At 67.7% G+C, this 18158-nt stretch carries 17 protein-coding genes; 8 read left to right on the forward strand and 9 right to left on the reverse strand.

The genetic code is table 11. The annotated features are described in order from the left end of the window. The first annotated feature begins 3 nt into the window (after positions 1 to 3). From AC1RHV_RS11040 to AC1RHV_RS11050, 3 genes are read left to right on the forward strand one after another with little or no spacing between them, the layout of a single operon-like run. A complete protein-coding gene (locus AC1RHV_RS11040; protein WP_175161898.1) occupies positions 4 to 1155 on the forward strand; it encodes an acyl-CoA dehydrogenase family protein in 1152 nt (383 codons plus the stop codon). Further along, positions 1152 to 2369: a CaiB/BaiF CoA transferase family protein gene (locus tag AC1RHV_RS11045; RefSeq protein ID WP_225589080.1), complete on the forward strand. Its 1218-nt coding sequence runs from the start codon at positions 1152 to 1154 to the stop codon at positions 2367 to 2369. The genes AC1RHV_RS11040 and AC1RHV_RS11045 overlap by 4 nt, the downstream gene beginning before the upstream one ends. 29 nt (positions 2370 to 2398) lie before the next feature. After that, on the forward strand, positions 2399 to 3379 hold the full coding sequence (locus tag AC1RHV_RS11050; RefSeq protein ID WP_492300746.1) for a Bug family tripartite tricarboxylate transporter substrate binding protein: 981 nt from the start codon (positions 2399 to 2401) through the stop codon (positions 3377 to 3379). Between the two features lie 103 nt (positions 3380 to 3482). On the opposite strand, the gene AC1RHV_RS11055 is transcribed toward AC1RHV_RS11050, so the two are convergent. From AC1RHV_RS11055 to AC1RHV_RS11090, 8 genes are all read right to left on the reverse strand, one after another. Next, positions 3483 to 5144 carry a long-chain fatty acid--CoA ligase gene (locus AC1RHV_RS11055; RefSeq protein ID WP_306652338.1) on the reverse strand — a complete coding sequence of 554 codons (1662 nt, stop codon included), beginning with the start codon at positions 5142 to 5144 and terminating at the stop codon, positions 3483 to 3485. Between the two features lie 40 nt (positions 5145 to 5184). After that, the gene (locus tag AC1RHV_RS11060; RefSeq protein WP_119451001.1) at positions 5185 to 6339 is read right to left on the reverse strand and encodes an acyl-CoA dehydrogenase family protein; all 1155 of its coding nucleotides are present in this window, start codon (positions 6337 to 6339) and stop codon (positions 5185 to 5187) included. Positions 6340 to 6353: 14 nt separating this feature from the next. Then, complete coding sequence (locus AC1RHV_RS11065; protein WP_054451226.1) at positions 6354 to 7178, reverse strand: SDR family NAD(P)-dependent oxidoreductase; 825 nt, start codon at positions 7176 to 7178, stop codon at positions 6354 to 6356. 19 nt (positions 7179 to 7197) lie between these two features. Next, positions 7198 to 7617, reverse strand: coding sequence for a MaoC family dehydratase (locus tag AC1RHV_RS11070; RefSeq protein ID WP_054451225.1), 420 nt, complete (start codon positions 7615 to 7617; stop codon positions 7198 to 7200). A gap of 9 nt (positions 7618 to 7626) precedes the next feature. After that, positions 7627 to 8070, reverse strand: a complete 444-nt coding sequence (locus AC1RHV_RS11075) for a MaoC family dehydratase N-terminal domain-containing protein (RefSeq protein WP_125471084.1) — start codon at positions 8068 to 8070, stop codon at positions 7627 to 7629. A 10-nt stretch (positions 8071 to 8080) separates the two neighbouring features. After that, positions 8081 to 9265, reverse strand: a complete 1185-nt coding sequence (locus AC1RHV_RS11080; protein WP_054451223.1) for a lipid-transfer protein — start codon at positions 9263 to 9265, stop codon at positions 8081 to 8083. Continuing rightward, positions 9262 to 10794 (reverse strand): class I adenylate-forming enzyme family protein, encoded by a 1533-nt coding sequence (locus AC1RHV_RS11085; RefSeq protein WP_492300749.1) that lies wholly within the window; start codon positions 10792 to 10794, stop codon positions 9262 to 9264. The genes AC1RHV_RS11080 and AC1RHV_RS11085 overlap by 4 nt, the downstream gene beginning before the upstream one ends. A gap of 107 nt (positions 10795 to 10901) precedes the next feature. Continuing rightward, positions 10902 to 11951: an AraC family transcriptional regulator gene (locus AC1RHV_RS11090; RefSeq protein WP_119451015.1), complete on the reverse strand. Its 1050-nt coding sequence runs from the start codon at positions 11949 to 11951 to the stop codon at positions 10902 to 10904. A 160-nt stretch (positions 11952 to 12111) separates the two neighbouring features. Between AC1RHV_RS11090 and AC1RHV_RS11095 the strand changes: the two genes are divergently transcribed. After that, the gene (locus tag AC1RHV_RS11095) at positions 12112 to 13311 is read left to right on the forward strand and encodes a CaiB/BaiF CoA transferase family protein (protein WP_370540118.1); all 1200 of its coding nucleotides are present in this window, start codon (positions 12112 to 12114) and stop codon (positions 13309 to 13311) included. 58 nt (positions 13312 to 13369) lie between these two features. Continuing rightward, on the forward strand, positions 13370 to 14362 hold the full coding sequence (locus AC1RHV_RS11100) for a tripartite tricarboxylate transporter substrate binding protein (RefSeq protein WP_492300753.1): 993 nt from the start codon (positions 13370 to 13372) through the stop codon (positions 14360 to 14362). Between the two features lie 8 nt (positions 14363 to 14370). On the opposite strand, the gene AC1RHV_RS11105 is transcribed toward AC1RHV_RS11100, so the two are convergent. Next, positions 14371 to 15267, reverse strand: coding sequence for a LysR family transcriptional regulator (locus AC1RHV_RS11105; RefSeq protein ID WP_225596971.1), 897 nt, complete (start codon positions 15265 to 15267; stop codon positions 14371 to 14373). Between the two features lie 71 nt (positions 15268 to 15338). Here AC1RHV_RS11105 and AC1RHV_RS11110 point away from each other — a divergent pair, with 71 nt between their 5' ends. From AC1RHV_RS11110 to AC1RHV_RS11120, 3 genes are all read left to right on the forward strand, one after another. Beyond that, positions 15339 to 16586 carry a CaiB/BaiF CoA transferase family protein gene (locus AC1RHV_RS11110; protein ID WP_492300755.1) on the forward strand — a complete coding sequence of 416 codons (1248 nt, stop codon included), beginning with the start codon at positions 15339 to 15341 and terminating at the stop codon, positions 16584 to 16586. Beyond that, positions 16583 to 17059 carry a MaoC family dehydratase gene (locus tag AC1RHV_RS11115; RefSeq protein WP_054451219.1) on the forward strand — a complete coding sequence of 159 codons (477 nt, stop codon included), beginning with the start codon at positions 16583 to 16585 and terminating at the stop codon, positions 17057 to 17059. Before AC1RHV_RS11110 ends, AC1RHV_RS11115 begins: the two co-directional genes overlap by 4 nt. A gap of 89 nt (positions 17060 to 17148) precedes the next feature. Then, positions 17149 to 18114 carry a Bug family tripartite tricarboxylate transporter substrate binding protein gene (locus AC1RHV_RS11120; protein ID WP_125471078.1) on the forward strand — a complete coding sequence of 322 codons (966 nt, stop codon included), beginning with the start codon at positions 17149 to 17151 and terminating at the stop codon, positions 18112 to 18114. Positions 18115 to 18158: the final 44 nt, after the last annotated feature.

An 18158-nucleotide genomic window follows, 5' to 3' on the forward strand; every position in this document is an offset into this window, starting at 1 on the left:
TTGATGGACGAATACCAATCCCCCTGGCGCACGCCAGAGATCGAACAGTTCCAGCAAACTGCCCGCCGCTACTGGAGCGCCGAACTGCTACCGCGCCTGCCGGCCTGGGAGGCGCAGGGCTACGTCGATCGCGAGGTCTGGAATCAGCTCGGCGCGATGGGCTTCCTGCTGGCTGATCTTCCTTCGGAGCATGGCGGTGGCGACGGCGATTACGCCCATCTGGCGGCGCTGGTCGAAGTCAGCGCGGAATGCGGCTTCGGCCCTGGTTTCGGCCCGCACTACATCGTCGGCCACTACCTGCACCACTACGGCAACGAGGAGCAGAAGCGGCGCTGGCTGCCGGGCATGGCCAGCGGCGACATCGTCGCGTCCATCGGCATGACCGAACCCGGCGCCGGCTCCGACCTGCAAGGCATCAAGACCCGCGCGCGGCGCGATGGCGACAGCTATGTGGTCAATGGCTCCAAGACCTTCAACACCAACGGCCATCATGCGGACCTGGTGATGCTGGCCGTAAAGACCGACGCCACCCTGGGCGCCAAGGGCGTGTCGCTGCTGATGGTGGAAACCGGCGGGCTGGCGGGGTTTCGCCGCGGTGAGCCGTTGGACAAGATCGGACTCAAGGCGCAGGATACCGTGGAACTCTTCTTCGATGAGGCCAGGGTTCCCGCCGCCAACCTGCTGGGCGCCGGGGAAGGCCAGGGATTCGCCCAGATGATGGCGCAGCTGCCCTATGAGCGCCTGCTGATCGGCATACGCGCCGTCGCCAGCATCGAACGGGCCTTGCGCCTGACGCTGGAACACGTGCATCAGCGCCAGGCCTTCGGCCAGCCCCTGTTCAAGCTGCAAAACACCCGTTTCGAGTTCGCCGAGATGAAGACGGAGGCCGCGCTGGCGCGGGTATTCATCGATCAGTGCATCGCCTGGCAGCAACAAGGGAGACTGGACGCCGCTACCGCCGCCATGGCGAAATGGTGGGGCACGCAGAAGGAGTGCGAGACGGTCGACCGCTGCCTGCAGCTCTTCGGCGGCTATGGATTCATGCGTGAATACCCCATCGCGCGCATGTACGTGGATTCTCGCGGCCAGAAAATCTATGGCGGGGCCAATGAGGTGATGAAGGAGATCATCGCCCGCCAACTGGCGCCGCGATGATGACAGGACGCGACGCCAAGACAGGCCCCCTGGCCGGGCTGAAGGTGCTGGACATCGCCACCGTCCTCGCTGGCCCCTTCGCCGCCACGCTGCTCGCCGACTACGGCGCCGACGTGCTCAAGCTGGAACTGCCGCGCAAGGGCGACGGCATGCGCGCCTTTCCGCCGTTCAAGGATGGCAGAAGCATATGGTGGAAGACCGCCCAGCGCGGCAAGCGGTTTGCCACGCTGGACTTGCGCACGCCGGAAGGCGCCGACATTTTCAAGCAGCTTGTGCCGCAGTTCGACGTGCTGATCGAGAACTTCCGGCCCGGCACGCTCGACCGCTGGGGCCTGACCAAGGAAGTGCTGTGGTCGCTGAAGCCCAACCTGGTGATCCTGCGGGTCACGGGCTTCGGCCAGTCCGGCCCTTACTCGGAGCGGCCCGGTTTCGCACGGATCTTCGAGGCCATGGGCGGGCTGACCACCGTCACCGGGCATGCCGAGGACGAGCCCATGCACGCCGGCGTGCCGCTCGGCGACTCGATCGGTGGACTGTTCGGCGCCATCGGCATCCTCACGGCTCTATGGCCGCGCGCCCGCGACCCTGCCCGGCCCGGCGAAGAGATCGACCTTGCGCTGACGGAGTGCATCACCCGGCTGCTGGACTTCATGCCCGGGGTCTACCAGCAGCTTGGTACCGTGCCCGCCCGGAACGGCAACCGCAGCCCCTACTCCGCACCTTCCGCGGTTTACCGGACGCGAGACAACCATTGGGTATCCATGGCCGGCTCGATCGACTCCATGTTCGCCAACAACTGCCAGGCCATCGGCCGGCCGGACCTGGCGCTGGATCCCCGCTACGCCAACAACGCCAGCCGGGTCCTGCATGAACAGGAGTTGAACCGCGTCTTCATCGATTGGTGCGCCGGACACGATCTGGACCAGGTGCTCGCGGCCTTCGAACAGGCCAACGGCACGCTGGCGCCGATCTACACCATCGAACAGGTGGTCAAGGATCCCCACGTGGTGGCGCGGCGTTCCATCGTTGACGTCCCGGACCGCGACTTCGGCATGCTGCAGATGCCCAACGTCGTGCCGCGCTTCGCCCGCGATCCGACGGAGCCCAGCCATGCTGGCGCCGAACTGGGGCAAGACAATGAAACGGTCTATGGCGAGCTGCTGGGATTGCCGCCAGACAGCATCGCCCGGCTGCGCGCGGCCGGCGTGATCTGAGCGCTCGATATGCACAAGGGAGACCAGCAATGCACCATGCCATCCGCTTGATCGCGTTCACGGCCGTCGCGATCGCGGCGCTCAACCCCGAGCCCGCCTGCGCCGCCGCCCCCTACCCAGACCAGCCGGTGCGGTTGATCGTGCCCTACCCCGCGGGCGGCGCCGTCGATGGCGCCGCCCGCATCCTGGCCGAGCGCTTGAGCGTCCTGTGGAATCAGGCCGTGATCGTCGAGAACCGCCCCGGCGCCTCCGGCCGCATCGGCCTGGCCCTGGCGGCCAAGAGTCCGCCCGGCAACACCCTGGTCGCGGCGACCAATTCGACCCTTAACGAACAGCTAAGCCGCGGCCAGGATGGCGCTGCGCCGGCGGCAGCGGACCTGGTGCCCGTGTCCACCCTTTTCACCACACCGGTCGCGCTACTGGTCAACCGGCAAGCGGTTCCGGCGGATAGCCTCGCACAGTATGTCGAGCTGGCTCGCACCAAGCCCGGTGCCGTGAGCTTCGGCTCCAGCGGCGAAGGCACGAGCACGCATTTCTTCGGCGAACTGCTCAAGCGCGAAATGGACATCGACATCACCCACATACCCTTTGCGGGAGAAGGCCCCAATCTGAGCGGCCTGCTAGGGGGACACGTAGGCAGCGCCTTCCTGAGCGCATCCGGCGCCACCAAGGCGGCCCAGACGGGCAAGACCCGCGTGCTGGCCGTCACCACGCCGGCGGGTTCGCCCCTGCTGCCCGGCGTGCCCAGCTTCGACCAGTTGGGCATCGCCGGCCTGAACCGGGATACCTGGGTTGGGCTCTACGCGCCGCCCGGCACCCCTCAGGCCGTGGCCGACCGCATCACGACAGATGTGGCAACCGTGCTTTCAACGAGCGACGTGCGCGAGCGCTATGCGCAACTGGGACTGATCGCTGAAGGCGGCACGTCAAGGGATCTCGCCGCAAGGATGGAGGACGATCGCCAATATTGGACGCGGGTCGTGCAACAGACGGGGATCACCCTGAGATAGGCTAGCCAGCCGCCCCTTCTTGCATCAGCCGCTTGCGCCAGGGGTGCGGGCCGAGAATGGCCAGGAGCGGCCCGCCGGCCCCTGAGCTGCCGGACACGCCGAGCTAGGCCGCCGTCTTGCCCTCCTCCTGCAGCTGCCGCCACAGGATCTTGCCCGTGCTGGACTTAGGTAAAACCTCCACGAACTCCACGATGCGCGGCGCCTTGTAGGCAGCCATGCGCGTCCGCGCCCAGGCAATCACATCTTCTTCGCGCACGCTGCCGCGCGCCTCGTCGCGCAACACCAGCAGAGCCTTCACCGTTTCGCCGCGGCAGGCATCCGGCACTCCGATCACGCAGGCCTCGTGGACTGCCGGATGCTCGTACAGCGCGTTCTCGACCTCCGCCGGCCAGACCTTGTAGCCGGATGCGTTGATCATGCGCTTCAGGCGATCGGTCACGTAGAAATAGCCGTCTTCGTCCACGCGGCCCAAATCGCCAGTGCGGAAATAGCGCTGCCCGTCCAGCATGAAAAAGGCTTCCTCATCGGCCTGCGGATTGTTCCAGTACCCCAGCATGACCTGCGCGCCGCGCGTGACGAGTTCGCCGGTGTCGCCCTGGGGCAGTTCAACCAGCGTGGCCGGATCCACGATCCGCGTGTCCACGCCGAAGGTGGGGACGCCTATGCATTGGCGCTTGTTGCGGTCCAGCGGATTGCAGTGCAGGAACGAGGCGGTTTCCGTCAGCCCATAGGCCTCGTTGTAGGTGATGCCGTAGCGGCTGGCCAACATGGCAGCGACCGCCTCGGGCATGGGGGCTCCGCCGCCGCATAGCTGCGCCAGGCTGGACAGGTCCAGCTTTTCGATGCCGGGTTGCGCGAAGAAATCCACGACCATCGCGGGCGGCGCGGCCCAGACGCTGACGCGATGACGCGCCATCAGCCTCCCGGCCACTTCGCGGTCCCAGCGCGGCAATACCACCACCGTGGCGCCCAGCAGGATTGGCGTATTCATGCAGCTCTGCATGCCCAACAGATGGAACATCGGCGCCACGCCCATGATGACCGCTTCGGAGGTGAGGCCGCGCCATAGCTGCGAACCGGCCAGGGATGCATTCATGGTGCCGTGGGTATGGCGGCAGCCCTTGGGCCGCCCGGTGGTGCCCGAGGTATAAGGCAGCAGGCAGAGGTCCTTCGACCCGGCCCGGTGCGGCAACGGCTGTACGTTGACCGCCAGCGCGCCGTACCAGGGCACGCCGCCGCGCACATCGGGTGCGCGCCTGGGCGCGGCGACCCATTCGGGCGCATCAGGAGCCGGTCCCTGCAAATAATCCGAATAGGTGTGGACGATGACACGCTCCAGGCGTCCGTCAGCGGCGAAGCCGTCCAGCCGCGCGCACAGTTCCTGGGCCGCGAAGGCCACGCGGGCACCGCTGTCCGCCAGGTAATGCGCCAATTCGTCCGGCGTGCTCATGGCATTGACCGGCACCACCACCGCCTCGGCGCGCAGGATCGCGTAGTACGCGATGACAAACTGCGGACAGTTCTGGCTCAGCAACAGGACGCGGTCGCCTGCCTTCACGCCCGCGCTGTGCTGCAGGTAGCCGGCCATGGCGTCGACCTCGCGCTTGAGCCGCGCGTAGTCCAGCACGGTGTCGTAGAACACGATGGCGGCCTTGCCCGGATAGCGCGTGGCGGACGCCTCCAGGTTGAAGTACAGGCTGGACTGCGGCGGGCTGATCTCCTTCGGCAGCCCCTTGGGCCAGTACCGATAATGCGCTTGGTGCATCTTGTCTCCTCATCGTTGTTCTGACTGTCCGCCATGCGCCTCAGGCGGTCATGGCGCGCGCGATGATTTCCTTCATGATCTCGTTGGAGCCTCCGTAGATCTTGCCGACCCGCGCATCCGCGTACAGCCTGGCTATCGGGTATTCAAGCATGTAGCCGTAGCCGCCGTGCAATTGCAGGCATTCGTCGATCACCTGGCAGTTCATCTGCGTGGTCCACCACTTGGCCATGGCCGCCGTGGACAGGTCCAGCGTGCCCGCCAGCTGGCGCTCGATGCAATCGTCGACGAAACGCGCCGCAATGGTGGCGACTGTCTCGCACTCGGCCAGCTTGAAGCGCGTGTTCTGGAGTTCGATGAGCGCCTGGCCGAAGACCTGCCGGGAGCTCGCGTAGGCCAGGGTTTCCTCGATGGCGCGACGCATGGTGGCCACGGCGCCCACCGCGATCAGCAGCCGTTCGCGCGGCAGCTGCTGCATGAGCTGGGCGAAGCCACGGCCCTCGACGCCACCCAGCAGGCAGTCCTCGCCCACGCGCGCGCCATCGAAGAACAGCTCCGCCGTGTCCAGGCTTTTCTGACCCAGCTTCTCCAGCAACCGCCCGCGCCTGAAGCCCGGCAGGTCCTGCGTTTCCACCATGATCAGCGACACGCCCCTGGCCCCCGCCTGGGGATCGGTCTTGGCGACCACGCAGACCAGGTCCGCGTGCAAGCCGTTGGTGATGAAGGTCTTGGAGCCATTGAGGACATACTGCTCGCCCTGCTTGACGGCGGTGGTGCGCACGCTCTTCAGGTCGGACCCGGCTCCCGGCTCACTCATGGCGATGGCGCCCACCAGTTCGCCCGTGGCCATGCGTGGCAGCCACCGCCGCTTCTGCTCTTCCGTGCCGTAGTTCAGTATGTAATGCGCCAGGATGGCGCTGTGCACGTTGTTGCTGAAGCCGTGCACCATGGCGCGCGCCTGCTCCGCCGCCACGATGGCTTCGTGCGCGAAGTTGCCTCCGCCCCCGCCATAGGCCTCGGGCATGCTCACGCACAGCAGGCCCAACCGGCCCGCCTTGTTCCAGACCTCGCGGTCCGCGTGCTGCTGCTTGCGCCAGCGCTCTTCGTCGGGCACGAACTCCTTTTCGAAGAGGCGGCGCGTCGAATCCTGGAACAGCGTCAGGTCCGCATCCATCCAGCCTTGCCGTGGCGTGTCCATAGCGCTTTCCCCTTTCAAGGACGGCCGCCGCCGACGACCAGGACCTGGCCGCTGACGTAGTTGGACTCGGGCAGGCAGAAAAGGTACACCGCACCTGCGGCTTCCGCCGGCGTGCCGGCGCGGCCGATGGGGATCAGGCTTTCGGCGTTCTTCAGCACTTGCGGATTGACGCCCACCTTGATCTGCCGGCCTTCGATATCCAGCGTGGCATCACCGTCGGCCGGCGCTTCGGTCAGGCGCGTCTTGATCAGCCCGAAGGCCACGCTATTGACGTTTACCTTGTAGCGACCCCATTCCTTGGCCAATGCGCGCGTCAGCCCGTTGATGCCGGCCTTGGCGGCCGAGTAGTTGGCCTGGCCGGCATTGCCCATGACTCCGGAAGTCGACGAGATGTTCACGACCTTGCGGAACACTTCCCTGCCCTGTTCCGCTTCGGCCTTGGCCGCGACCCGGATGAAGCTGGAGGCCGCCCGCAGGATGCGGAACGGCGCGGACAGGTGCACCGCCAGGATCGCGTCCCATTGTTCGTCCGTCATCTTCTGGATCACGTTGTCCCAGGTGTAGCCGGCATTGTTGACGATGATGTCCAGGCCGCCATAGGTGTCCACGGCGGTGCCGACGAAACGTTCGGCAAAGCCCGCTTCGATCACGCTGCCCGCGCAGGCCTGCGCCTGGCCGCCCGCCTTGCGGATCAGCGCCACGGTTTCTTCCGCAGGCCCCGCGTCCAGATCGTTCACCACCACGTTGGCGCCTTCGCGCGCCAGCTTCAGCGCAATCTCCTGCCCGATGCCGCGTCCCGCGCCCGAAACCAGCGCGACCTTGCCTTCCAATGTACCCATCGTTCTCTCCTTTCCTGGGCTACTGAATTGCCAGCACTGCCACACCGCTCAGGCGCAGTTCGCCGGTCTGGCTGCGCGCATGCAGCTCCACCCGCAAGCGGGTTTCTCCCTGCGCTTCAAAGCGTTCCACCACGCTGCCGGAACAGCGGACCTCGTCACCCACGTGCGTGATCGCCACGAAGCGCACGGCGTACTCGCGCAACGCCGATTGCGGCGCCCAGTTCGTCAGCAGCCGGGCCAGATAGGCAGCCGACAACATGCCGTGGGCGAAGACGTCGTCCATGCCGGCGGCTCGCGCGAAATCCAGATCCACGTGTATGGGGTTGTGGTCGCCCGAGGCACCGCAATACAGCGCCAGCCCCAATCGGCTGATCGGCCCCGCGGTAAAACCGGGCAGCTCGTCGCCGGCCCTGGCGTCATGATTCATGGCCGCAGTCATTCCTGTCTCCTAGGCGTTACGCACGACGGTCGTCGCGCGCAGTTCGGCGACCAGGCGCCCCGCGGCGTCGGTCACCCGGGTTTCGCGCACGACGAACTCCAGCGCGCCGCCCTTCTTGGCGTAGATGTCGGCGATGCGCGGTTCAAAGCGCAATTCGTCGCCGGCATGCGCCATGGCGTGGTAGACGAACCCCTGTTCGCCGTGCAGCACCCGCGCTATGTCTATGCCCAGCAGTTCACGCATGGCCGCGGGCCGGGGGCTGTCCATTTCCAGGCAGAAGAAGAAGGTCGGCGGCACCGGCAGTCCCGGGTAGCCGGCCGCTCGCGCGGCGGCTTCGTCGGTGTAGACCGGGTCGTCCTGGCCGGTGGCCTTCGCGAAGAAGCGCAGGCGGCCTGCCTCCACGGTCGCGTTGAACGCCGGCAAGGCGGCGCCGATATGGCTGGTATCGAGCATTGCGTTCTCCTCAGGCCGCCTGGTACAGCGTCACCACGCAGGCGCCGCCCAATCCCAGGTTGTGCTGCAGCGCCAGCCTGGCGCCTTCGACCTGGCGCAAGTCCGCCTGGCCTCGCAGTTGCCACACCAGCTCGGTGCACTGCGCCAAGCCGGTTGCGCCCAGCGGATGGCCCTTGGACAGCAAGCCGCCTGATGGATTGGTCACGACCTTGCCGCCGTAGGTGTTGTCGCCTTCCAGGATGAACTTCTCGGCGCTGCCCTCGGGCGTCAGGCGCAGGCCTTCGTAGGTGATCAGCTCGTTGGCGGTGAAGCAGTCGTGCAGCTCGACCACGTCCACGTCGTCAGGGCCGATACCGGCGGCCTCATAGACTTGGTCGGCTGCGGCCCGCGTCATGTCAAAGCCCACCACTTTGCGCATGTCGCCGGCGCCGAAGGTGGACGGCGTGTCCGTCGTCATGGCCTGCGCGGCAATGCTGACGGCGGGCGCCAGGCCGTGGCGGCGCGCGAACTCGTCCGAACACAGGATGGCGGCCGCCGCGCCGCAGGTCGGCGGGCAGCATTGCAGGCGCGTCAGCGGATCGAAGATCATGGGCGCGGACAGCACCTCGTCCAGCGTGACCGGCTGGCGGAACACGGCGTAAGGATTGCGCGCGGCATGCTGGCGCGCCTTGACCGCGATGCGGGCGAAGACGTCGGCGCCGATGCCGTGCTCCTTCATGTAGTCGCGGCCCGCGCCGCCGAAGAACTGGGCGGCGCGCGGCTTGGCCGTGTCATAGCCCTGCATTTCGCTCATCGCCAGGACGAAGTCCTGCAGTGGCGACGGGCGGTCCTCGTACACGCCTTTCAGCGCGCCAGGCACCATCTGTTCGAAGCCCACCGCCAGGGCGCACTCCACCGCCCCGCTTTCCACCGCCTGCCGCGCCAGGAACAGGGCCGACGAACCGCTTGCGCAATTGTTGTTGACGTTGAACACCGGAATACCGCTCAGCCCCACGCCGTAGACCACCGCCTGGCCGGCGGTCGAATCGCCGTAGACATAGCCGGCGTAGGCCTGCTGGACCGCGTCGTATTGCAGCCCCGCGTCCCGCAGGGCCTGGCGCACGGCGCTCGCGCCCATCACGGTATATGCCTCGCTGGCGCCGGGCTTGCTGAAAGGAATCATGCCGACCCCTGCCACCCATACTTTCCGATTCATGTCTGACTCTCCTGATGAGCGGGCGCGGCGACGGCCGCGCGCCTGGATTCATGGTCTTGTCTCAGCACGGACTTCAGCACCTTGCCGGCGGCCGACATGGGCAATTCGCTGAGGAACTCGTAGGTCTTGGGACATTTGTAGGCGGCAAGCTGCAGGCGGCAATGCCTGTCCAGGGCGTCGGCGTCGGCGGCCATGCCTGGATGCGGCACGATTACCGCGTGCACAGCCTCGCCCCAGCGCGCGTGCGCCACGCCGATGACCGCGCAGCGCGCCACCAGCGCGTGGCGGGCCAGCACGCCTTCCACTTCAGCGCCGTAAACGTTTTCGCCGCCACTGACGATCATGTCCTTGAGGCGGTCGACGATGTACAGGTATCCATCCTCGTCCTGGCGGGCTGCGTCGCCCGTCAGCAACCAGTCCCCGTCGAACGCGCAACGCGTTTCTTCAGGCCGGTTCCAGTAACCCTGCATCACCATGGGCCCGCGCACCGACAGCTCGCCAACGGCGCCGGGCGCCGCCTCGCTGCCGTCGGGCGCGAGAATGCGCGTCTCCACGCCTACCGCAGGCCGTCCCGCCGATTCGGTGCGCGCGCCGCCCTGGCGCACGTCCGCATTGATAGCGACGGTGGCGGCGGTTTCGGTCATGCCGTAGGCATGCACGAACTCTGCTTGCGGAAAGGCCGCCAGCGCCCGGTCAAGCAACGCCCGGGAAATCGGCGAGGCGCCCCAGATCACGCGCCGCACGCCGTCCAGCCGGTACTGCGCGAATCCGGGTTCGTCCAGCAGCATCTGGATCATGCTGGGCACCAGCAGCACTTCGGTTACGCCGTCGTCCTGCAGGGCCTGCAACACCGCGCGGGGCTGGAAGCCGCGCTGGACCGCCACCGATGCGCCCGCGACAAACTGTCCGATCAATCGACCCAATCCGGCAACATGGAATAGCGGCGCGACCAGCAGGGTGCGGCTGTCGGGCGGCGTGGGGACCGTAGCCATCCTGGCCACCGCAGCGCTCCAGAGGTTCGCGTGCGTCAGCATGGCGCCCTTGGGCGCGCCGGTCGTGCCGCCGGTAAAGAGGATCGCGGCCAGCGCGTCGCCGCCCGCACGGACATCGTCCAGCGGCGCGGCCGCGGCGGCGTGCGCTTCCAGCACGTCGGCGGACAGCGGCTGCGTGCTGGCAGGAACGTCCACATCGGCCATGCGCGGGGCCATGGTCTCGTCCACCAACAGCAGGCGCGGACTGCAGTCGGCCAGTGCCTGCGCAAGCTCCGGGCAGCTCCAGCGCGTGTTCAAAGGCAGCACGGCCGCCCCCAGCCACCAGCACGCCAGGATCCACGACACATAGTCCGCGCCGTTGGCGCCCCAGAACGCTACGCGATCGCCCGGCAGCACGCCATGGCCGCGCAGCACGGCGGCCTTGCGCGCGGTCCAATCGATCAGCGCCGCGTAGGTCCAGCGCCGTGCGTCTTCGCACAGCGCGATCTTGCCGGGGTGCAGCCCGCCTGCACGATGCAGGCCTTGTGTCAGATACATGGTGCTCGTCTCCTGCGGCGCCGTGCTCCTTGCGCGGAACAGCGTGCGTTCGTCCTCGAGCCCCTAGCTTCCTCCTTGGGGCCGGATCGCGGCAATGGCCGCAGGCGTCAAACCGATAGGCGAAAAGTGTCAGCGGCTTGCCGGCCTTCGGGGCCGCAGACCAGGCGGTTGCGGCGGTATTCTCCCGGCGACACGCCGGTCCATTTCTTGAAGGCGCGGTGGAAGGTGCTGGGTTCGGAAAAGCCCAGACGCTCGGCGATGTCCATCAGGGATAGATCGTGGCGGCCCAGGTATTCGACTGCGGCATCGCGCCGCAAGTCATCCTTCAGGGCCTGGAAGCCCTGCCCCTCTTCACGCAAGTGCCGCCGCAGCGTCTGCGGCGTCATCGCCAGTTGCGCGCTGACCTGGATCAGCGACGGCAACTCCCTGGACAGATCGTTGCGCAACAGGCGGCGGATGCGATCGGTCAGGGTGGTGCGGTCCTGGTACTTCACCAACAGGTCGAACGGCGCATTGGCCAGAAACGGCTTGAGCGTCTGTTCGTTCTGCACCACCGGCAAGGCCAGCCAGCGCGACTCCAGCCACAGGCCCGTCACCGGCTGGCCATAGCGCACCGGCGCGTAGAACAGCCTGTGCGCATCGGCGCTGCGTGCGCCGCTGCTGTAGTCCACGCCCAGGATGGGAATGCGCCGCGCCGCCAGCCAGTTGGCCACGCCCAGCGTGAAGAATAGAAAGGAGCGTTCGCCATACCAGCGCGCACAGCTGCTGGGCGCGCGCGAGTCGAGCACGATGCGCGCCCGCTCGCCACTCACGCACAAGCGGGCGGTGAAATCCCGCAGCACGCCGTGGTAGTAGCGGAACGCCACGCGCAGCGCCTGCCCCACCGTGTCTTCCCGCAGCGCGAGCCGGCAGGCATGGTCGAACGCCCCCATGGGAACCGGATGCTGGCCCATGCCCAGGAAGTCGTCCCGGGTGGCGCGGCGCAGCGTCCGCATGATCTGTGCGAGCTGCGCCTGCGATACCCGCGCCATCGGCGCCTGCAGCAGGGACGGCGGCACGCCGGCGCGCGTCAGGACCCGGTCCACGTCCACGCCCCGGCTGCGCGCGCCTTGCAGGATCTGGGCGATATGTCCCACGGCGATGGTGTGATGGGTCATGAGGATATCCAGCGGCCGGCGTACGCCGATGGATCGATGGTAGCCAAAGCCTGCGCGCACAGGAATGGCCGGCGTGAGCATTCTCGCCAAGCGCAATCAGCGAATCCGCCATTGGTCAGCCGGAAAGCCGCGCCTAGACTGGCCCGAGCCCCGAATGGGCATGCCACTTCGTATTTACGGGAGTCCCTCTTTGGATACACCGAACACCGCCCCGCTCGCGGGCGTCAGGATCCTGGATCTGTCGCGGCTGCTGCCCGGCCCGTTGGGCGCGCAATACCTGGCTGACCTGGGTGCCGACGTCATCAAGATCGAGGATACGCAGGCGGGCGATTATGCGCCGCCGCCCCTGCGCGCCATCTGCAACCGCAACAAGCGCGGGTTGCGGCTGGATCTCAAGCATCCAGAGGGGCAGGCGGCGCTGGCCGCGCTGGCGCGCGGCGCGGACGTGGTGATCGAGAGTTTCCGTCCAGGCGTGGCCGCGCGGCTGCAGGCCGACTACGCCACCCTGGCGCGCCACAATCCCCGGCTGGTCTACTGCAGCATCACGGGCTACGGACAGGACGGTCCGCAGCGCGACGCCGCCGGCCACGACCTGAACTATGCGGCCTGCGCCGGTGTCGCCGACCAGATGGGCTGCGGGCCCGATCTGCCGGCGCTGTCGAACCTGCCCGTGGCCGACATACTTGGAGGTTCGCTTACGGCGGTAATGGGCATCCTGGCCGCGCTGTACGACGCCCAGCGCAGCGGGCGCGGACGGTACATCGATATCGCCATTGCCGACGGCCTGCTGGCCGGCGCCGTCGTGCCGCTGGCCACGCTCAATGCCCGCGGCGACACGCGGCCGGCGGGCGCGGATACCCTGTCCGGCGGGCTGGCCTGCTATGGCCAGTACCGCGCCGCGGACGGGCGCTATCTGGCGGTCGCCGCGCTGGAGCTGAAATTCTGGCAAACGCTGTGCCGGCGGCTGGATCGCCCCGATCTGGCGCCGCTGCACCGCGACGGCGACGCGGCGCAGCAGGCGCGCGTGCGCCGCGAATTGCAGCAGATCTTCGGATCCCGGCCGCTGGCGCATTGGCTGGAACTGTTTGAAGGCGCCGACTGCTGCGTGTCGCCCGTGCTCAAGCTGGCGGAGGGCCTGACGCATCCGCAGTTCGTCGCCCGCGGCATGCCGCTGCAGACCGAGCATCCGGTCTATGGCCGTAACACCCATGTGGCCAGCCCGGTGAAGATGTCGGGCTTCCAGTTCGCCATACATCGCCAGGCTCCGCTGCCGGGCGAACACACCGATCAGATCCTGCGCGAGGCCGGCTACAGCGAGCCGGACGTCGCCAGCCTGATCGGGCGCGGCATTGCGCTGTAGGCACATACGGCCAGCCCCGCCCGCCACCCAAGCGACCATAACCAGGACGGAGACAATCATGAAAGATCCACATCGCAGCCTTCCCTCGCCCCTGCGCCGCAGCCTGCTCAAGCTGGGTGCGGCCTTGCCCGCCACGCTGGCCTTGCCGCGTCAGGCCAGCGCCTCGGGCTTTCCGGCCCGCCCCGTCACGCTCATCGTGCCGTTTCCGGCGGGCGGCGCGACGGACACCCAGATGCGCGCGCTGGCGATCGCTGCCTCGCGCGAACTGGGCCAGACGGTCGTGATTGCCAACCGGCCGGGCGCAGGCGGCACGCTGGGCCCGGCGGCCATGGCGCAGACCGCCGCACCCGACGGCTATACCGTGTCGGTGGTGGTAGGCACGCTGTTCCGCTACCCCTTTCTGCAGCAGGTCAACTACGACCCGCTCAGGGACTTCACCTACGTCGCCTGCATGACCGCCTACTCGTACGCCATCGTGGTGCGCGAGGACGCGCCCTGGCGCACGCTGGACGAGATGATCGCCGACGCGCGCGCCCATCCCGACAAGATCAGCTACGGCGGCACCGGCACCGGCGGCTCGGGGCGCATCGCGATCGAGCGCCTGTCGCGGCTGACGAACACGCGCTTCAATTTCATCCCCTACAAGGGCGCGGCCGAAGAGACCACCGCGCTGCTGGGCGGCCATATCCAGATGATCTCGGATGCGGGCTGGGGGCCGATGATAGACACCGGCAAGGCGCGCTTGCTCGCGGTGTTGGGTGAAACCCGCGCCAAGCGCGTGCCCGACGTGCCCACGCTGACGGAACTGGGCTATCCCATCGTCGCGGCCAATCCAGTCGGCATCGCCGGACCGAAGGGCATGGATCCCCAGGTCACGCGCATTTTGCAGCAGGCATTCCACCGCGCGTCCCGCGATCCGGAATACAACCGCGCGCTGGAAACCGCCGACCAGCCGCACATGCTGATGGACAGCGCCGCCTACACCGACTTCGCGGTCCGGCAGGTCGCGGAAGAAAAGAGATTCGTGGCCGAACTGGGCCTGAAGACGTAGCCGCGACCTCAGCCCGCAGGGTTCAGCATGCAGTCGCGCAGGCGCAGCACCGATGCGCAGGACGTGTCGCGATGTGTCACCAGCGACAGGGACAGCGCATCGTGCGCGTCGGCGTCGTTAAGCGGCACGAAGGCCACGTGCGGGGTGGAATACGCGCGCGTCACGCCCGGCACCAGCGCCAGGCCCATGCCGCTGGCGACCAGACTGATCAGCGTCTGCACCTGTATCGCCTCCTGGCTGATGCGCGGCGAGAATCCCGCCTTCAGGCATAGCGCCTGCGCCACGCCGTGCAAACCCGGCACCTTCAGGGGCGAATACAGCACGAAGTTCTCGGCGCGGGCACGCTCCAGGCTGACCGGCCCGCCCGCGGCCAACGGATGCCCTGCCGGCACGGCCAGGATGAGATCGTCGCGCTCCACCACCCAGGAATCCAGCGCTGCGTCTTCCGCCAGCGGACCGCGCACCAGGCCCGCATCGATATCGTTGGCGCGCAGCATTGCGACCAGCCCGACCGTGCTGTCCTCGCGCAGGTCCAGCTGGACGTCCGGATACCGCGCCCGGAAGGCCGGCAGGCAGCGCGGCAGCAGCATGTAGGTGGCAGAACCCACAAACCCCAGCCGCAGCGTGCCCCACTCGCCCAACGCAACGCGGCGGGCCGCCTGGCGCGCCTGGTCGGCGTGGAACAGCGCACGGCGCGCGTCCGCCATCAATGCCTGTCCCGCCGGCGTCGGCGTCACGCCCTTGGGGCCGCGCACCAGCAGCGGCGCGCCCACCGCGTGTTCCAGTTTCTGGATCGAGACCGACAGCGCCGGTTGCGCAATGTGCAGCGTGTCTGCGGCCCGCCGATAGCTGCCCAACTCCGCGATGGTGACGAACTGCCGGAGCTGCCGCAAATCGATAGCCATAACAAATTCCATATCGCCCAATACCTACGCCATATTAGACGCGTATGCCGACGGCCGATAGGATTTCCGCCATGACAGACACTCCCCTATCCCAAGCCAGCGCATTGGGCGGCGTGCGCATCCTGGACCTGACGTCCGTGGTGTTCGGCCCCTACGCCTCGCAGATACTCGCCGACTACGGCGCCGACGTGATCAAGGTGGAATCGCCTGCGGGCGATTCGACGCGGCATACCGGCCCCGCCCAGGAATCCGGGCTGGCCGCCATCTTCCTGGGCCTGAACCGCAACAAGCGCAGCATCGTGCTGGACCTGAAGCAGGCCGCGGCGCGCCAGGCGCTGTTGACGATGGCGGACCAGGCCGACGTGCTGATGCACAGCATGCGCCCCGCCAAGATGGCCGCGCTGGGACTGGATCCGGACACGCTATGCGCGCGCAACCCGCGCCTGGTCTACGCCGGCCTGTACGGCTTCGGCGCGGGCGGCGCCTACGACGGCCAGCCCGCCTATGACGACATCATCCAGGGGCTGTCGGGCCTGGCCGACCTGGTGGACCGCCAGACCGGCGCACCGCGCTACCTGCCCACCGTGGCCGCCGACAAGACTTGCGGACTGATCGCGGCGCACGCCATCCTGGCCGCGCTGTTCCAGCGCGAGCGCACCGGCGCGGGCCAGCAGCTGGAAGTGCCCATGTTCGAAAGCATGGCGTCCTACGCGCTGGTCGAGCACTACTACGGCAGGCACCTGGTCGACGAGCCCGGCGAGGCCGGTTATCCGCGCGTGCTCACGCCCTGGCGCAAGCCCTGCAAGACCGCCGACGGCCATGTCTGCCTGATGCCCTACACCGACGCCCATTGGCACGACTTCTTCATCGCCGCGGACCGCCACGATCTGGCGCAGGACGCGCGCTTTACCGACATCGCGTCGCGCACGCGGCACATCGAAACGCTCTATGAACTGCAGGCCGGCATCGTGGCCGGGCGCGATACCGCCTACTGGCTGGCGCTGTGCGTGCGCCTGGAAATCCCCGCCGCGCCCATCAACCGCCTGCAGGACCTGGAGGCCGACCCGCACCTGCAAAGCGTGGACTTCTTCGCGCCGCTCGACAGCGCCTCCGGCAGCCGCTACCGCTTTCCCCGCAACCCGGTGCGTCTGCAGCATTCCCATGTGCCGCCCGCGATGCCGCCGCGCCTGGGCGAACACACGCTGGACGTGCTGCGCCAGGCCGGCCTGGATGAAGCCCAGATCGCCGGGCTTCTGGAATCGGGCGCAGCCCGCGACGCGCATCCCTCAACCCCGAACAACCGCAAGGACTCCGCATGACCGCAGACCGCAACGCCGACGATATCAAGCAGCTTGGCCAGGGCTATTACTGGCAGGACCTGGCCGTGGGCCAGCGCTTTCAGACCTTCCGCCGCACGGTGACCGAGACCGACATCGTCAACTTCATCAGCGTGACCGGCATGCTGGAGACGATCTTCATCGACGCCACGTATGCCCACGGCGCGATCCAGGGACGCCCCGCCCCCGGCGGCCTGACCTACGGCCTGATCGAGGGGCTGATCATGCAGGGCATGGTGCAAGGCACCGGGCTGGCGCTATTGGAAGTCCACAAGAAAATGCTGGCGCCCGTGGTCGCGGGCGACACCATCTGGGCGGAGATCGAAGTCACGAGCATACGTCCCACCTCGCAGCACAACCGGGCGGTGGTCGCCTCGGTCATCGAAGTACGCAACCAGCACGGCAAGCCGGTAATGGCATACACGGCCACCCGCATGCTGGCCGGCAGGCCCTGAACCATCATCAGGCGATCAAGCGCCCCCCGTAGAGGGCGCTGGCGCCGGGACGCGATCCGCGTCACAAGAACAGCACAAGGAGACAAGCAATGAAGAAAGCACTGCTGGCAGGCAGCCTCGCCATTCTCGCGCTGGGCGCCGCTGCCAGCGCCCACGCAGCCTGGCCCGAACGCCCCATCACCATGGTGGTGCCCTTCCCGCCTGGCGGGCCGACCGACCTGGTCGCCCGGGTGCTGGCCAAGCAGCTGACTGACCAGCTGGGCCAGACCGTCGTGGTCGAGAACAAGGGCGGCGCCAACGGCAACATCGGCATGCAGTACGCGGCTGCCGCCAAGCCCGATGGCTACACCGTGCTGTACAACACCTCCTCCATCGCGCTCAGCCCCAATCTGTACCGGTCGCTGGCCTTCGATCCGGTCAAGGACTTCGCGCCGGTGTCGTCCACGGCGGTGATCCCGCTGGTGCTGCTGGTGCATCCGTCCGTGCCGGCGCCGGACACCCGGACCTTCGTGCAGTATGCGCGCGAGCATCCCGGCAAGCTGTCGTATGGGTCGGCCGGCGCCGGCAACGTCACGCACCTGGGCGCCTTGTTGCTGTTGCGCTCGCTCGAAATCGATGCGGTGCACGTCCCCTATCGCGGCAGCGCCCCGGCCATGACGGATCTGGTCGGCGGGCAGGTGCAGCTCATGACCAATACGCTGAACGATTCGCTGGGCTTCATCCGCGAAGGCAAGCTGCGCGCGCTGGCCGTGACCAGCGGCGCGCGCAGCGAGCAATTGCCCGACGTGCCGACGGTGGCGGAAACGGTGGCGCCCGGATTCGAGATGGGCGCCTGGCAAGGCGTGGTGGTGCCGGCGGGCACGCCCGCGCCGGTCATCGACAAGCTGAACGCTGAAATCCGGCGCGCGCTGCAATCGCCTGAAATGACCAGGCAGCTCAAGGCGCAAGGTGCGCAGGCGCTGGGATCCACGCCGCAGGAATATGCCGCCTACATCAAGAGCGAAATCGCGCGGTGGGGAGAGGTGGTGAAGGCCGCCAACGTGAAGCTGGACTGACGGTTACCGAAGGCAGATGCAAAAACGCCCGCGAATCGCGGGCG

Source organism: Achromobacter sp. GW823-FHT04E03 (assembly GCF_058796095.1).

Excerpts from the sequence above, each read along its gene's own strand:
- AC1RHV_RS11040 (WP_175161898.1), top strand. The coding sequence starts at position 4 with ATGGACGAATACCAATCCCCCTGGCGCACGCCAGAGATCGAACAGTTC.
- AC1RHV_RS11045 (WP_225589080.1), top strand. The coding sequence starts at position 1,152 with ATGATGACAGGACGCGACGCCAAGACAGGCCCCCTGGCCGGGCTGAAG.
- AC1RHV_RS11050 (WP_492300746.1), top strand. The coding sequence starts at position 2,399 with ATGCACCATGCCATCCGCTTGATCGCGTTCACGGCCGTCGCGATCGCG.
- AC1RHV_RS11055 (WP_306652338.1), bottom strand. The coding sequence starts at position 5,144 with ATGCACCAAGCGCATTATCGGTACTGGCCCAAGGGGCTGCCGAAGGAG.
- AC1RHV_RS11060 (WP_119451001.1), bottom strand. The coding sequence starts at position 6,339 with ATGGACACGCCACGGCAAGGCTGGATGGATGCGGACCTGACGCTGTTC.
- AC1RHV_RS11065 (WP_054451226.1), bottom strand. The coding sequence starts at position 7,178 with ATGGGTACATTGGAAGGCAAGGTCGCGCTGGTTTCGGGCGCGGGACGC.
- AC1RHV_RS11070 (WP_054451225.1), bottom strand. The coding sequence starts at position 7,617 with ATGACTGCGGCCATGAATCATGACGCCAGGGCCGGCGACGAGCTGCCC.
- AC1RHV_RS11075 (WP_125471084.1), bottom strand. The coding sequence starts at position 8,070 with ATGCTCGATACCAGCCATATCGGCGCCGCCTTGCCGGCGTTCAACGCG.
- AC1RHV_RS11080 (WP_054451223.1), bottom strand. The coding sequence starts at position 9,265 with ATGAATCGGAAAGTATGGGTGGCAGGGGTCGGCATGATTCCTTTCAGC.
- AC1RHV_RS11085 (WP_492300749.1), bottom strand. The coding sequence starts at position 10,794 with ATGTATCTGACACAAGGCCTGCATCGTGCAGGCGGGCTGCACCCCGGC.
- AC1RHV_RS11090 (WP_119451015.1), bottom strand. The coding sequence starts at position 11,951 with ATGACCCATCACACCATCGCCGTGGGACATATCGCCCAGATCCTGCAA.
- AC1RHV_RS11095 (WP_370540118.1), top strand. The coding sequence starts at position 12,112 with ATGCCACTTCGTATTTACGGGAGTCCCTCTTTGGATACACCGAACACC.
- AC1RHV_RS11100 (WP_492300753.1), top strand. The coding sequence starts at position 13,370 with ATGAAAGATCCACATCGCAGCCTTCCCTCGCCCCTGCGCCGCAGCCTG.
- AC1RHV_RS11105 (WP_225596971.1), bottom strand. The coding sequence starts at position 15,267 with ATGGCTATCGATTTGCGGCAGCTCCGGCAGTTCGTCACCATCGCGGAG.
- AC1RHV_RS11110 (WP_492300755.1), top strand. The coding sequence starts at position 15,339 with ATGACAGACACTCCCCTATCCCAAGCCAGCGCATTGGGCGGCGTGCGC.
- AC1RHV_RS11115 (WP_054451219.1), top strand. The coding sequence starts at position 16,583 with ATGACCGCAGACCGCAACGCCGACGATATCAAGCAGCTTGGCCAGGGC.
- AC1RHV_RS11120 (WP_125471078.1), top strand. The coding sequence starts at position 17,149 with ATGAAGAAAGCACTGCTGGCAGGCAGCCTCGCCATTCTCGCGCTGGGC.